General features: G+C 43.9%; 15 protein-coding genes. 9 read left to right on the forward strand and 6 right to left on the reverse strand.

Features of this window, described 5'->3' with window-relative positions:
- Nucleotides 1-34: 34 nt before the first annotated feature.
- Nucleotides 35-796 carry an IS5 family transposase gene (locus tag ED652_RS09215; RefSeq protein ID WP_102276546.1) on the reverse strand — a complete coding sequence of 254 codons (762 nt, stop codon included), beginning with the start codon at nucleotides 794-796 and terminating at the stop codon, nucleotides 35-37.
- Nucleotides 797-929: 133 nt separating this feature from the next.
- On the opposite strand from ED652_RS09215, the gene ED652_RS09220 reads away from it, so the two are divergent.
- Genes ED652_RS09220 through yfcE form a run of 5 tightly spaced genes read left to right on the forward strand, consistent with a single transcriptional unit; the run spans nucleotide 930 to nucleotide 3,792 of the window.
- On the forward strand, nucleotides 930-1,664 hold the full coding sequence (locus ED652_RS09220; protein ID WP_009847350.1) for a DUF1538 domain-containing protein: 735 nt from the start codon (nucleotides 930-932) through the stop codon (nucleotides 1,662-1,664).
- Complete coding sequence (locus ED652_RS09225; RefSeq protein ID WP_122054479.1) at nucleotides 1,661-2,455, forward strand: DUF1538 domain-containing protein; 795 nt, start codon at nucleotides 1,661-1,663, stop codon at nucleotides 2,453-2,455. The genes ED652_RS09220 and ED652_RS09225 overlap by 4 nt, the downstream gene beginning before the upstream one ends.
- Entirely contained in the window at nucleotides 2,445-2,795 is a 351-nt protein-coding gene (locus ED652_RS09230; RefSeq protein ID WP_122054481.1) for a P-II family nitrogen regulator, read from the forward strand. Before ED652_RS09225 ends, ED652_RS09230 begins: the two co-directional genes overlap by 11 nt.
- Complete coding sequence (locus ED652_RS09235; RefSeq protein ID WP_102558166.1) at nucleotides 2,792-3,199, forward strand: CBS domain-containing protein; 408 nt, start codon at nucleotides 2,792-2,794, stop codon at nucleotides 3,197-3,199. The genes ED652_RS09230 and ED652_RS09235 overlap by 4 nt, the downstream gene beginning before the upstream one ends.
- Before the next feature lie 47 nt (nucleotides 3,200-3,246).
- Nucleotides 3,247-3,792 carry a phosphodiesterase gene (gene yfcE / locus ED652_RS09240; protein WP_102558165.1) on the forward strand — a complete coding sequence of 182 codons (546 nt, stop codon included), beginning with the start codon at nucleotides 3,247-3,249 and terminating at the stop codon, nucleotides 3,790-3,792.
- A 33-nt stretch (nucleotides 3,793-3,825) separates the two neighbouring features.
- Here yfcE and ED652_RS09245 read toward each other — a convergent pair whose 3' ends face one another.
- The 3 genes from ED652_RS09245 to ED652_RS09255 all read right to left on the reverse strand — a co-directional run bounded on the left by ED652_RS09245 (nucleotide 3,826) and on the right by ED652_RS09255 (nucleotide 5,769).
- The gene (locus ED652_RS09245; RefSeq protein ID WP_017110341.1) at nucleotides 3,826-4,137 is read right to left on the reverse strand and encodes a SelT/SelW/SelH family protein; all 312 of its coding nucleotides are present in this window, start codon (nucleotides 4,135-4,137) and stop codon (nucleotides 3,826-3,828) included.
- A gap of 209 nt (nucleotides 4,138-4,346) precedes the next feature.
- The gene (locus ED652_RS09250) at nucleotides 4,347-4,862 is read right to left on the reverse strand and encodes a regulatory protein ToxS (RefSeq protein WP_029223464.1); all 516 of its coding nucleotides are present in this window, start codon (nucleotides 4,860-4,862) and stop codon (nucleotides 4,347-4,349) included.
- Between the two features lies 1 nt (nucleotide 4,863).
- A complete protein-coding gene (locus ED652_RS09255) occupies nucleotides 4,864-5,769 on the reverse strand; it encodes a transcriptional regulator (protein WP_122054483.1) in 906 nt (301 codons plus the stop codon).
- Nucleotides 5,770-6,039: 270 nt separating this feature from the next.
- Between ED652_RS09255 and htpG the strand changes: the two genes are divergently transcribed.
- The 3 genes from htpG (at nucleotide 6,040) to hemH (ending at nucleotide 10,217) form a co-directional block, all read left to right on the forward strand.
- Complete coding sequence (gene htpG / locus ED652_RS09260) at nucleotides 6,040-7,944, forward strand: molecular chaperone HtpG (RefSeq protein ID WP_065103134.1); 1,905 nt, start codon at nucleotides 6,040-6,042, stop codon at nucleotides 7,942-7,944.
- A gap of 388 nt (nucleotides 7,945-8,332) precedes the next feature.
- Entirely contained in the window at nucleotides 8,333-8,977 is a 645-nt protein-coding gene (gene adk, locus ED652_RS09265; RefSeq protein WP_009847341.1) for an adenylate kinase, read from the forward strand.
- A 277-nt stretch (nucleotides 8,978-9,254) separates the two neighbouring features.
- On the forward strand, nucleotides 9,255-10,217 hold the full coding sequence (hemH, locus tag ED652_RS09270) for a ferrochelatase (RefSeq protein ID WP_122054484.1): 963 nt from the start codon (nucleotides 9,255-9,257) through the stop codon (nucleotides 10,215-10,217).
- A 90-nt stretch (nucleotides 10,218-10,307) separates the two neighbouring features.
- On the opposite strand, the gene ED652_RS09275 is transcribed toward hemH, so the two are convergent.
- Nucleotides 10,308-11,693, reverse strand: coding sequence for a peptide MFS transporter (locus ED652_RS09275; protein WP_122054486.1), 1,386 nt, complete (start codon nucleotides 11,691-11,693; stop codon nucleotides 10,308-10,310).
- A gap of 501 nt (nucleotides 11,694-12,194) precedes the next feature.
- Between ED652_RS09275 and rfaH the strand changes: the two genes are divergently transcribed.
- Nucleotides 12,195-12,701, forward strand: a complete 507-nt coding sequence (gene rfaH / locus ED652_RS09280; protein ID WP_076674329.1) for a transcription/translation regulatory transformer protein RfaH — start codon at nucleotides 12,195-12,197, stop codon at nucleotides 12,699-12,701.
- Between the two features lie 87 nt (nucleotides 12,702-12,788).
- Here rfaH and asnB read toward each other — a convergent pair whose 3' ends face one another.
- Nucleotides 12,789-14,459, reverse strand: a complete 1,671-nt coding sequence (gene asnB, locus ED652_RS09285; protein WP_076674330.1) for an asparagine synthase B — start codon at nucleotides 14,457-14,459, stop codon at nucleotides 12,789-12,791.
- Nucleotides 14,460-14,562: the final 103 nt, after the last annotated feature.

The raw sequence follows: 14,562 nt of genomic DNA on the forward strand, positions 1-14,562 counted from the left end.
TAGGGCGTGTTGATCTTTGCTGTACATTCCGTGTTCAACAATACATCGGTAGCCACATTAACATGAATGCCAGTGATAACATGCTGGCATAATTCCTTTCTAGCTTGTCATATCTACTTGAAATAGCTCGATAATGCTTAATTCTCCCAAAGGCATTTTCGACCAAGTGACGATACTTGTATAGACACCAATCCATACTGTCTTTGTCTATATCTTGTCCGTAATTGCGTTTAGCAATTACTGTTTCTCCGCCACGTTCCTTAACAAAAGTACGGAAAGGTTCGCTGTCATATCCTTTATCACAAACGATGGTATTAACTTCATCGAGTTGCTCAACTAAGCTTTCGGCATGCACTATATCGTGGCGTTGTCCCTCTGATAAATCAAAGCAAATCGGCAGGCCACCACTATCTACAGCTAAGTGAATTTTGGTTGAGTTGCCCCCGCGACTTTTTCCTATTTGCTCTGAACTTTCAGTAGCTGCACCTGTACTATGCTGATGCGCTCTAACTATAGAGCCATCAAGAAATACCCATTCAAAGTCAGCCATGCTAGATAAGCTTTTGAAAAGATTATCTAAAATCCCTTTCTTTGACCAAAGATTAAATCGTCTGTAAACGGTACTCCACTCTCCGAACTCAGAGGGTAGATCTCGCCAAGGAATACCTGTTCTCATTCGATAAAGTATTCCTTCAAATGTCATTCGATGTTCAGTTTTATCGTAAATACGACCTGTACTTTTCATAACTTGGAGTAGCAGTTCCCAGCGAATATCAGTTAGCATTGTTCTTGGCATGGTATTGGTTATGGTTTTACTTTTGGCGAAGCAAATTATAACTCTTTACCATGCTGTTCAAAAAACACTCACGAAAGATCAACACGCCCTAGTAATTAATAACCAGACACAATTTCAATGACTAGGAGTTGCGATGACGGCAGTGCTTGCTTTGTTTCGAGCCATGTTAGGTAGTCTAAGGGATCTCTTGCCGATCGTGGCGGTGATTGCTTTCTTCCAGCTTGCTGTTTTGCAAGAGCCACTCCCTCATCTGTTGTCTATTCTAACTGGCTTAGTGCTGGTGGTTTTTGGACTGACTTTTTTTATCTTTGGCCTTGAAATGGGTCTGTTCCCAATTGGCGAGTCGATGGCTCAAGCTTTTGCTCGCAAGGGGAGCGTGTTTTGGTTATTGACCTTCGCTTTCTGTTTAGGCTTTGGCACCACCATTGCCGAACCCGCATTAACCGCAGTGGCCGCCGAAGCTGCAGAAGTGGCCGCTGAAGGTGGTGTTATTCCCAACTCTTTAGACGAAATGGAACAGTACGCCGATGGCTTGCGTTTCACCGTAGCATTGTCGGTGGGGATCGCCATCTTACTTGGGGTGCTGCGAATCTTAAAAGGTTGGCCAATTCAGTACATGATCATCGGAGGTTATATTGGAGTGGTGGTGCTCACTGCTTTCGCCCCTGAAAACATCATTGGGATTGCGTACGACTCCGGCGGAGTGACAACATCGACCATTACCGTTCCGTTAGTGACAGCATTGGGAGTGGGTTTAGCCTCGGCGATTAAAGGACGAAACCCGATGATTGATGGCTTTGGATTGATCGCCTTTGCTTCACTTCTGCCGATGATGTTTGTCATGGTGTACGGGATGGTGGTGACATGATCAGTGTGCAGCAATTTATCGACACCTTTCTAGGCACTGTGATGGATGTGATTCCGATTGCGGTGATCATCTTCGGTTTTCAGTTAGCGGTACTGCGTAAGCCTGTCAATAACCTTGCCAAAGTGCTAATCGGTTTCTTTTACGTCATTCTTGGCTTATCACTCTTTTTGATGGGGTTGGAGCTCGCGTTGTTTCCTCTAGGGGAGACAATGGCCATGCAATTGACCGAGCCCAGTTTTTTAACTGAGTTCAAGATCAGTTCAGGTCTTACCTTGGCTTGGTTTGATTATTACTGGGTTTACCTTTTCGCGTTTTGTATTGGGTTCAGTACCACGATAGCCGAGCCCTCTTTGATTGCAGTGGCGATTAAGGCGAACCAAGTATCTGGTGGCAGTATCAGCGTGAATGGTCTGAGAATCGCCGTGGCATTAGGCGTTGCCATCGGTATCTCACTTGGCAGCTACCGTATCGTTTCGGGCGATCCTATCCATTACTACATTATTTGTGGTTATGTCATCGTGGTGATTCAAACCTTTTACGCCCCCAAGCTCATTATTCCATTGGCTTACGACTCAGGCGGGGTGACGACATCTACCGTGACTGTGCCTTTAGTGACGGCTCTTGGGCTTGGGCTTGCTTCAACCGTACCGGGGAGAAACCCAGTAATAGACGGTTTCGGCTTAATAGCGTTTGCCAGTTTGTTTCCGATCATCTCAGTGATGAGCTACGCCCAAATAACACAATGGTTAAACCGTTTACACACCTCTAAGGAGAGCAAAGATGCGCTTTAAACTAATCTTAGCGTTTGTAGAAGAGAGCAAGACAGACACCGTGCTCGATGCCGCGCGTGATGCAGGCGCAACAGGGGCAACGGTGATTAACAATGCCAGAGGGCAAGGCTTAAACCAAAAGCGCACCTTCTTTGGTTTAACGTTAGAGGTACAAAAAGATGTGCTGCTGTTTGTGGTTGAAGAACATTTGGCGAGGCATATTCTTGAAACCATTGGTGAAGTAGGGGAGTTTGACCAAGAGTCCGGACAAGGAATCGCTGTCCAGATCGATGTTGAAGATGCTGTAGGTGTTGCGCACCAAGTTGAGACGTTAACAAAGGTTGTGGAGGGTGAACTATGAGTACCAGTGAAAAGATCCGTGTGGGCGATGTAATGGCCAATACTTACGTGATTATTGATGGGCTAACCACGGTATTAGAAGCGATTGAGATGGCGAAAAAACACCAAGTGAAAGCGATCATCGTCGATAAACGCCATGAGGATGATGAGTACGGCATCGTGTTGATGAATGACATCGCCAAAAAAGTACTGGCTAAAAACCGTTCACCAAAGCGAACCAACGTTTATGAAATTATGACTAAACCGGCCTTGAGTGTGTCTGCTGATATGAACGTGAAGTATTGTGCTCGCTTGTTCGAACGCTTTGGTATCAGTCGTGCTCCGGTGGTCAGTGACAGCAAGATAGTCGGTATGGTTAGTTACAATAATATTGTGATCAACGGTATGGCGAGAGATGACGTGTAGCATTTTGATACGTACAATAGCCTCATAAGTTTTATGGAGAAGTACGTGTGAAATTATTTTTTGCTTCAGACCTACACGGTTCGCTGCCAGCAACAGAAAAAGTCTTAGAGCTATACCGAGCGTCAGGTGCGCAATATTTAGTGCTATTGGGTGATATTCTGAATCATGGTCCAAGAAACCCAATTCCTGAAGGGTACAACCCGCCAGCGGTTGCTGAAAAACTGAATGAGTTATCTCAAGAGATCATCGCGGTTCGTGGTAACTGCGACAGTGAAGTGGATCAGATGCTGCTGTCTTTCCCTATGATGATGGACTATTCGTGGATGCTACTAGAATCGGGTCAGCGTATCTTCTTAACTCATGGTCACCTATATAACACCAACAAGCGACCAGCATTGAAAGCGGGTGATATTATTGCCCATGGTCATACTCATATTCCTGTCGCCGAATATCAGGATGGCATCTTCATATTTAATCCAAGCTCGGCGACGTTCCCACGAAATGATCATGCTGCAAGCTATGGGTTATACGAGAACGGTATGTTTAAAGTGGTTAGCCTTGAAGGTGATCTGCTAGTGAGCGGGCAGTTGTAAATAAACGGAATCGGTCACGGCTTCAAAAAGGGCTTATTTTGAGTCTACGTGGCCAAGATCTCTGTCTGGAGCAATGATGTTTCGCACTCTTTGCTTCAGAACTTTGGCTTCAGGAAAGCCACCGTCTGCCTTTCTTTCCCAAATCTGCACGCCATTACAAAAGATCTCAAATCGACCTCCGGTATCGGGATGTAAACTCACTTGTTCTATCTCTTCACTGAACGTATGCAGTAACTCTTGGCATAACCAACTAGAACGAAGCATCCAATTGCATTGACGACAATAGTGTATTGCGATGGTTGCTTTGGTGATTGATGTACTTACCGCGTTTAATTCTGTACTCATACATATCCCTGAAAATTCTAAAACAGTAGTTTGGTGCCAACGGCGAACGTTAATATTTCAAATGCTATTTTGACGAGCTAGTTGCTTGAAACGTGGGTTCGGAGAGAGCCCAACATTAGGGTAAGTGATTAACCCAATCCATGGATCTTATGTTAGAAATTAGAGACAAAAAAGGGGCGCAATGCCCCTTTATTTATTACTCGAGAGAGTTAGTTTGAAAACAACACGGTCGAGCCGTGGTTTAAGCTAGTCAGTAATAGTGCTTTCGGGTTAACAATATCAATGCGTCGGCTTTGCTCTGCATCCATTTTGATTACCTGAGTGATCAGTTCAAGTTGCTCTTCCGAAAAATCTTGGCGCTGGGCAGATGTCACGTCTTTAAACTCAGTAGGTGAAACCAGTAGGTAGTTATCATTGATATCCCATTGGCCTGTTTCAGAAATGTTGATCACATTTGCTGGTGCTGTTTGGGTACCATATAGCCTAACCACAGACATTCTTAGGTAGGTACCATTAGGTAGATACTTAGCGTTCGATGATAATTCTACTTTACGAAGTGGACCGATCGAGTCAGCTTGCTTCTTATCGGTAATCAGAGTCACCATTTTTGATTGCCACTCATGGGCGGTTAGCAGACGTTCGACTTGAGCATCACTACCCCAATACAACCAACCACTAAGAAAAGCAGAAAGAACCAGTAAAATAATAGAGACTTTTAATTTCATGTTACTGATCACCTTTACAAATGTCGTTTAAATCCGACTGGTTCGCATAAATTCTTAGGGTAATATTCTCGCTCGAATATTCTTGTGGGTGAATATAGTTAAGAGCTAGGTTATTGGTTTGTCCGCCTGTTGCGATGACTTCTGTCGGCTTCAACATTCCTGTGTGGTTGTTGTTGTAATGCACAACACATTTCTCTATAGCTGGTAACCAACTGCTTAAATCTGGGTGGTTGATCGGTGTCTGAACCTTAACGCCATCAACTTCAGCCAGTGTCAGAAACTCTGATTCAGCTGGGTTAGTAAACGTGATTACTAGAATTGGCATAATAATAGCGATAAGTAGAGCACTAAAGCTTGTCCACTTATTACTATTTTTGTTCGCGGCAACGTTTGTGGTCGCTTTTGGTTCTACTTCAGCCTTAGCTTCTTGAGTCTTAGCCACGGGTTCTGACTCGGTCATCTCAGTAACTACTTCTTCGGCTGTCGTCGTAAACGCTAAGGTCGGCTCCATCTCATTTTCTACGACTTCAGCCATGGCAGGCTGTTCGCTTGAAGAAAGTGGCGCTGAACGTTCAACAGAAGCGATAAACTGGTAGCCACGCTTTGGAACGGTCTTTACGAATTCTGGAGACTTAGTTGAGTCTTTCAGCATCTTTCTGAGTGTCGATACCGCTTGCGTTAAGCTGGAGTCGTCTACCTCAAAGCCTTGGTCTCGCCAAACATATTCGTGTAATTCGTTACGAGTGATAACTTCATTGGGTCTTTCTGACAGCATCAGGAGAATGCGGCTTTCATTGCTACCAAGGCGTACGACTTCACCGTCGCTGGCTTGATCAACAAGTGAATTGCTGTTTGGGTCGAATACGAACCGCTGTGCGAGAATAAACTTTGTGCCGATATTGCTCATTGAATTCTTCTATTTTGGATGATTTTGAGTGCGAAATAGACAAATCTCAGGTGAAGTTCCGTTAATTCTTCACCAAATCATGGCTTCTTTTATGTTCTTTTATATTTATCACCCTCAAGGATAATAAAAACAGATCAAAAAAACAGTGTTTTTATGATTTTTGACCTTGAATTTACATTTGTCATCCTCATGTTAATGAACATAAGAGTGGTATCCTGTGTAACGCCTCTTCCGGTATTCAACATAAAGTATAGATGTTTTGGAGTAAAAATGAGCGAAACAGCAACGCAAAATAAAGAGACTCGTGGCTTTCAATCTGAAGTAAAACAGCTACTTCATCTAATGATCCACTCACTGTATTCAAACAAAGAAATTTTCCTACGTGAGTTGATCTCTAACGCATCTGACGCGGCTGACAAACTTCGTTTTCAAGCGCTATCGAATGGTGACCTTTACCAAGGCGATGCGGATTTAGGCGTGAAGTTGTCATTCAACGCAGAGTCCAACACTCTGACCATTTCTGATAACGGTATCGGTATGAGCCGCGACAACGTTATCGAACATTTGGGTACGATTGCTAAATCAGGTACGGCTGACTTTTTCTCAAAGCTGTCTGATGACCAAAGCAAAGACTCTCAGCTTATTGGCCAATTTGGTGTTGGTTTCTATTCTGCATTTATCGTTGCAGACGCTGTAACGGTTCGAACTCGCGCTGCTGGACTGGCAAGCGATGAAGCTGTGCAATGGCACTCAGCGGGTGAGGGCGACTATACCATTGAAGACATCACTAAAGAATCTCGTGGTACTGACATCGTTCTTCATATGCGTGAAGACGGTAAAGAATTCTTGAATGAGTGGCGCTTGCGTGAAGTGATTGGTAAATACTCTGATCATATCGGTATCCCGGTTTCCATCTTAACTGCGGTTAAAGATGACGAAGGTAAAGACACCGAAGAGAAGCATTGGGAACAGATCAACAAAGCACAAGCGCTTTGGACTCGTAATAAATCTGATATCGAGAAAGAAGAGTACCAAGAGTTTTACAAGCACGTTTCTCACGACTTTGCGGATCCATTAACGTGGAGCCACAACAAAGTTGAAGGTAAGAACGACTACACTAGCCTGCTTTACATCCCTGCGAAAGCACCTTGGGACATGATGAACCGTGACCACAAGAGCGGCTTAAAACTTTATGTGCAGCGCGTATTCATCATGGATGATGCAGAGCAGTTCATGCCATCTTACATGCGTTTCGTTCGTGGCTTAATTGACTCAAATGATCTGCCGCTCAACGTGTCTCGTGAAATCCTTCAAGACAACAAAGTGACTCAGTCTCTTCGTGGCGCATGTACTAAGCGTGTGTTGACTATGCTTGAGCGCATGGCGAAGAACGACAACGACAAGTACTTGGAGTTTTGGAAAGAGTTCGGCCTAGTATTGAAAGAAGGCCCAGCAGAAGACATGGCGAACAAAGAAAAAATCGCTGGTCTACTTCGTTTCTCATCAACGGAAGTGGATTCTGTTGAGCAAACCATCAGCCTAGCTTCTTACGTAGAACGTATGAAGGAAGGTCAAGACAAGATTTATTACCTAACGGCAGACAGCTATGCCGCGGCTAAGAACAGCCCTCATCTAGAGCAGTTCAAAGCGAAAGGCATCGAAGTTGTTCTGATGTACGATCGTATCGATGAGTATGTGATGAATTACCTAACTGACTTCGACGGTAAGCAGTTCCAGTCGATCACAAAAGCGGGCTTAGATCTAAGCAAGTTTGAAGGTGAAGAAGAGAAAGAGAAGCAAAAAGAGACGGAAGAAGAGTTCAAGTCTGTTGTTGACCGCACTCAAGCTTACCTTGGTGATCGTGTTAAAGAAGTTCGTACGACATTCAAGTTAGCAACTACACCTGCTGTTGTTGTTACCGATGATTTCGAGATGGGCACTCAAATGGCTAAACTTCTAGAAGCTGCGGGACAAGCGGCTCCTGAGGTGAAGTACATCTTTGAGATTAACCCTGAGCATGCGCTAGTTAAACAGATGGCAGATGAAGCGGACGAACAAGCGTTTGGTCGCTGGGTTGAGCTATTACTTGGCCAGGCTATGCTGGCTGAAAAGGGCTCAATGGAAGATCCGTCACAATTCTTAGGTGCAATCAACGAGCTACTGACAAAACGTTAGTCTTTCGACTTTGGGCTAAGACTATAATTATGAATAAAAGCTCGCGAATGCGGGCTTTTTTTATGAACGTCGCTTAACTTCATCGAAATGTCGCTAAAGTTGCTAACAAGACGAACGCAAACGCTGTCGATACATTCTTTAGTCTTAATTTCAGCCAAATTGAATATTAATGTGATAGAATGCTCGACCTAATCAGCTGGGACTATGAACCTATCATCTCCAGTTGTATGATTTTTAAACGTTATACCGAAACTTACCGTTTTGCTTCTGTTTACAGTTGTGCTTAGCCTCAGTTGTTACCTAACCTCTCTTGTTCGACTTAAATTGAACCAGAAAGGCGGGATAGTGAGCTTCGGTATAAATCATAATTTTTATAAGAGGATTAAACATGCGCATCATTCTTCTAGGTGCTCCTGGCGCGGGTAAAGGTACTCAAGCTAACTTCATCATGAACAAATTTGGTATCCCTCAAATTTCAACTGGTGACATGCTACGTGCTGCTATCAAAGCGGGTACTGAGCTTGGTAAGCAAGCTAAATCAGTAATCGACGCGGGTCAGCTAGTTTCTGATGAAATTATCCTTGGTCTTATCAAAGAGCGTATCGCTCAAGATGACTGTGAGAAAGGTTTCCTACTAGACGGTTTCCCACGCACAATCCCTCAAGCTGATGGCCTAAAAGAAATGGGTATCGCAGTAGACTACGTTGTTGAATTCGACGTAGCTGACGATGTGATTGTTGAGCGTATGGCTGGTCGTCGTGCTCACCTTCCTTCTGGCCGTACATACCACAATGTGTACAACCCGCCTAAAGAAGAAGGTAAAGATGACATCACTGGCGAAGAGCTAGTGGTTCGTGATGACGACAAAGAAGAAACAGTTCGTGCACGTCTAGGTGTATACCACGATCAAACAGCTCCGCTGATCTCTTACTACGGTAAAGAAGCTGAAGCAGGCAACACTAAGTACCTTAAGTTCGACGGTACTAAGCAAGTTGCTGAAGTTAGTGCAGAACTTGAGAAAGCACTAGCATAATTGGCTAACAGCCAGTTTTAGAATTTGATATATTAGAAGCGACCTTTAAGGTCGCTTTTTTTGTTTCAATTTTTAGTCATATACCAATCTAGATAAAATCGATTGTGCACAATTTCCGCGTTATGGCTTAGATTTGCGCGGCTAACGATCAAGGTGATGTTGCGATAACTCAGGTTAAGAACGACTATTCTTAAATTTAGTTGCGTAACAATGATCTTAAACTTATGCAGATTAGTATATTACGTTCCAGAAAATCACACATTGGTCTCAGGTAGCTATGGAAAATAATAAAAAGCAGGGCGTTTTACTGGTTAACCTAGGAACACCAGATACCGCGACTCCAGCTGGCGTTCGCCGATTTTTAAGTGAATTCTTACACGACAAACGAGTGGTAAACCTAACTCGCTGGCTTTGGTGTCCTATTTTACATGGGGTGATTCTACCGATTCGAGCACCTAAAGTGGCTAAGCTTTATCAGTCTGTTTGGATGGACGAAGGCTCACCACTGCTTGTTTATTCGCAGAGACAAGCTGAAAAGCTACAAACAAAATTACAGATGCCTGTAGCTTTGGGGATGACCTATGGTAATCCAAGCCTTAAAACCGGCGTTGAGCAATTAATGGAGCAGGGCGTTGAAGACATCATCGTATTGCCTTTATACCCTCAATACTCAGGCACAACGACAGCGGCCGTTTCTGATGGTTTAACTAAAGCCTTCAAACAAATGCCTGTTATCCCGAGCTATCGCTTTATTCGAGATTATTACTCTCACCCTAGCTATGCGAAAGCATTGGCTGAAAGTGTTCGTAGCCATTGGGAAGAAAATGGCAAAGGCGATCACTTGGTGTGTTCATTCCACGGCATCCCTAAAAGGTTAGCCGATGAAGGTGATATTTACCCTCAACATTGTGAAGCGACGACCAAATTACTTGCTGCAGAGTTAGGGTTATCCTCGCAAGACATCACCATGACATACCAATCTCGATTTGGCCGCGAGGAGTGGTTGAAGCCTTATACCGACGAAACGCTTGAAACGCTTCCAAGTAAAGGTATCAAGAAGATCGATATTATGGCGCCTGCATTCTCAGTGGATTGTTTAGAAACGTTAGAAGAGATTTCAGACCAGTGTAAAGAGACGTTCATTGATGCTGGTGGTTCGGACTTTAGCTACATTATGTGTCTCAACGACAGAGACTCACACATCGATATGATGGTTGAACTAGTGGCGCTTCATCGCTAGCTGATATGTCGATTGAATAGATAACAAAAGGGCTGCTCATTGAGCAGCCCTTTTTGATCTTGATGTTTCGTCTTGAAATCGAACTAGCTATTAAGCAACCGAAGTTTCTGCTTTTGGCTCTGATTCAAGCGTCATGTTGGTTTCTACACCATGCATCCATGATACAAGCTTGCCGGCACAAAGAAGTAGTAAGACGCCACTAATTGTCGTTGTAATTGCGATACCACCGAAGATAGACATTGCGCCAAGCTCACCAACGTGAGAACCCACAAGGCCAGCTACGTAGTTTGCGACAGCATTGAAGCCAAACCATGCACCCATCATTAACGATGCTAGACGAAGCGGAGCTAACTTAGTGACCAACGACAGGCCAATAGGAGATAGACAAAGCTCGCCAAGGGTATGGAAGAAGAAAGCACCGACTAACCACAGCATTGATGTTTTCACTGTTAGGTCGCCGCCTTGCTCCATTACTGCGCCCATCATGCACACAAAGCCTAGAGCTAGGAAGAACAAAGCCATCGCAAATTTCACTGGAGAGTTTGGTTCACGCTTACCAAGCTTGACCCAAAACGCCGCAATGATAGGTGCGAGGGTGATGATGAAGAATGGGTTTAGAGATTGAAACCATGCAGCTGGAACTTCAAAACCACCAATCATACGGTCAGTATATTGCTGAGTGTAGATGTTCATCAGGCCGCCAGCTTGTTCAAAGCCAGCCCAGAAAACAATGACAAACAGACCCATAATCAGAATAACTTTTAGTCTGTCGAACTCTTCTTTGGTCAGTGGTGTTTTTTCTTTTGATTTGTTCAGCGCTTTCGCTCGTGCAGCTGCAGGTACTGAGCCAATGTTGCCTAACCATGATTGAGCCATCGTCAACTGCATAACTAAGCTGATAACCATACCGATACCAGCGGCTAGGAAGCCAGCTTTCCAGCCGAACGAGTCAACTGCAGCACCTGAAATTAAGCCACCCAGTAGCGCGCCTAAGTTGATGCCCATGTAGAAAATGGTGAAAGCACCGTCACGTCGGTTATCGCCTTCTTGGTATAGGTCGCCAACCATGGTCGAGATGTTTGGTTTAAACATACCGTTACCACTGATAAGCAGTGCTAAGCCTAGATAAAGAGCATTTACTTGGTCTAAGCCAATAGCGCCGTTAGGAAGAGCAAGCGTAAATTGGCCTAATGCCATTAATACACCACCCACTAGGATCGATTTACGTTGTCCTAAGTAGTTATCGGCAAGCCAGCCGCCGATTAATGGTGTGATATAGACTAAACCGGTGTAGATACCATAAAGGTCGAGGGCATCTTTAGTTGACCAACCAAGGCCACCATTGATAGTGGTATCGGTAAGAAATAAAACAAGAATTGCACGCATTGCATAGTAGGAGAAACGTTCCCATAGCTCGGTGCTAAAGAGTAGAAATAGGCCTCTAGGGTGGCCAAATATGTTGTGATTGCTTGGCATAAGTTTTACTAATTTTAGGTATTAAAAGATTTTATAGTTACTCATGTATACACAGTAGGATAAAAGTCTGCAATAGGTGTATTTTATGGTTACGATAACTGAGTTTTGTTAAGTTATTGATATTAAAACTCTTTGTTTTTGATGTTGACCATTTGGAATGTGCTGCAAACTAACTTTCCAGATTTGAGCTGGTTGGTAAGTGAGCTTTTTAAAGCGGCATTGAATAAAAACGCTTAGATGCATTTGTCTGGTGTATTGGTTTGAGGTTGAATAGGATGGGAACCTCATGATAGGTGGCGTACATATGCTTACAACAATGAGCCTTTTTATCTCTAAATGATCTCTGTACAATGCTTAACCAAGTTCAGCTCCTATAACTTTTTGTTGATAAATTGGTCTGCTACGCAATATTTCTTGCTCGTAACGATTCATTTTATTAATGGCGATTCAACCGTTTTAGGCATGTGGTAAAATATCTAAAAATAGAAAATGGCTAGTTAAATGAAACGTTGGTATTTACTTTACTGTAAGCGTGGTGATCAAAAACGCGCTCAACAGCACCTAGAAAATCAGGGGGTAGAGTGCTTTTACCCTCAAATAGAAGTCGAAAAGGTAGTGAGAGGGAAAGAGAAACAGGTCAAAGAACCACTGTTCCCGTCTTACATTTTTGTTCGCTTTGATTATGAGCAAGGCCCTAGCTTTACGACAGTTCGTTCGACCCGTGGCGTTGTGGATTTTATTAAGTTCGGTGCAAGACCACATGAGGTTCAAGGAGACTTGGTTTTTGAACTCAAAGAGTTCGAGAAGTACTGCACTAACGAAGTTGAAGATTGTTGTGTTGAGTTTGAATCTGGGCAGGTGGTTAAGATTCAAAGTGGCCAGTTTGCTGGGGTTGAGGCTATTTTCCATCAGAAAGATGGTGAAGCTCGATCTATTATGCTAGTAAAAATGATCAGCCAAGTGGTTCCGATCAGTATTGAGAATGAAGCACTACAAGCTCACGCATAAATGCAGCAATACAAAGCAAAAAAACAGGCTTAAAACAAAAAGGCGCATAATGCGCCTTTTTAGTCTTTAAGGTTTGTTCAAAACGCGTTAAGCGTTGTAGGCATCGTTGTGAACGGCTTGTACTGCACGGCCTGATGGGTCGACACAGTTTTTGAATGACTCATCCCACTCAATCGCTTTCGCTGATGAACAAGCAACTGAAGGGCCACCAGGTACACACTCTGCCGCTGACTCTAGAGGGAATAGCTCCTCAAAGATTTCACGGTAAGCATAACCTTCTTTGGTTGTTGGCGTGTTGTAAGGGAAACGGAACTTAGCAGCTTCCATTTGTTGATCCGTTACTTTTTCTTCAGCGGTTGCTTTCAGCGTATCAATCCAATCATAGCCTACGCCGTCAGAGAATTGCTCTTTTTGACGCCATGCGATTGAATCTGGTAGGTAGTCTTCAAAACACTCACGTAGGATGTGTTTCTCCATCTTACCGTTGCCACACATCTTGTCTTCAGGGTTCAGACGCATAGCGACGTCGATAAACTCTTTGTCCAAGAATGGTACTCGGCCTTCTACACCCCATGCCGCCAACGATTTGTTCGCACGAGCACAATCAAACATGCTTAAAGCAAGAAGTTTACGCACCGTTTCTTCGTGGAACTCTTTCGCGTTTGGTGCTTTGTGGAAGTACAGGTAACCACCAAAGATTTCATCAGCACCCTCACCAGAAAGTACCATCTTGATACCCATTGCTTTGATCTTACGAGCAAGCAGGTACATCGGCGTTGAAGCACGGATGGTCGTTACATCATAAGTTTCAATGTGGTAGATAACATCACGGATTGCATCTAAGCCTTCCTGAATGGTGTAAGTCATCTCGTGGTGCACGGTACCAATCTTATCTGCAACTTCACGAGCAGCGATCAGATCAGGCGCGTTTTCTAGACCAACAGCAAATGAGTGCAGTTGAGGCCACCAAGCTTCAGATTGCTCATCATCTTCAATACGCATTGCCGCAAAACGTTTAGCGACAGCAGATGTGATTGATGAATCAAGACCTCCCGATAGAAGTACACCGTAAGGCACGTCAGTCATTAGTTGACGCTTAACTGCAGCTTCTAGTGCTTCAGTCAGCTCTTCTTTGCTCGTGCTGTTACCTTGAACGGCTGCGTATTCGTTCCAATCGCGGATGTAGTAGCGTTGAGGTTCTGCATCTTTCGAAGAGTAGAAGCTACCAGGAGGGAACTCACTGATCGTCTTACATACTTCAACGAGTGCTTTCATCTCTGAAGCAACGTAGTAGTTACCGTGAGCATCGTAGCCTTGGTAAAGCGGGATGATACCAATATGGTCGCGGCCGACTAGGTACTCGTCTTTCTCTTCGTCGTATAAAACGAATGCGAAAATACCGTTAAGTTCTTCTAAAAGGTCCGCGCCCATTTCTTGGTATAGAGCTAGGATAACTTCACAGTCAGAATCAGTCTGGAACTGGTACTTATCTTCATAGCGTGCACGAAGTTCTTTGTGGTTATAAATTTCGCCGTTCACCGCAAGAATGTGCTTTTTATCTTGGCTGTATAGTGGTTGTGCACCACTGTTAAGACCAACGATAGCCAAACGCTCGTGAGCAAGAATGGCTTTTTCACCGGCATAGATACCAGACCAATCTGGGCCACGGTGACGAAGCTTTTTAGACATTTCTAAAGCAATAGGGCGAAGTGCTGCGGCATCACTTTTAATGTCGAGAATGCCAAATACTGAACACATAGAACTTCCTTTTAAATAATTTCTAAATCAACTGTATTCAATTTGCCATTCTGGCTAAAAAAAGCAACCGAATGTGAGCAAAAAAATAATATAAAGGGACTTC

It is taken from the genome of Vibrio sp. Evd11, assembly GCF_900382755.1.
Classification (GTDB): domain Bacteria; phylum Pseudomonadota; class Gammaproteobacteria; order Enterobacterales; family Vibrionaceae; genus Vibrio; species Vibrio lentus.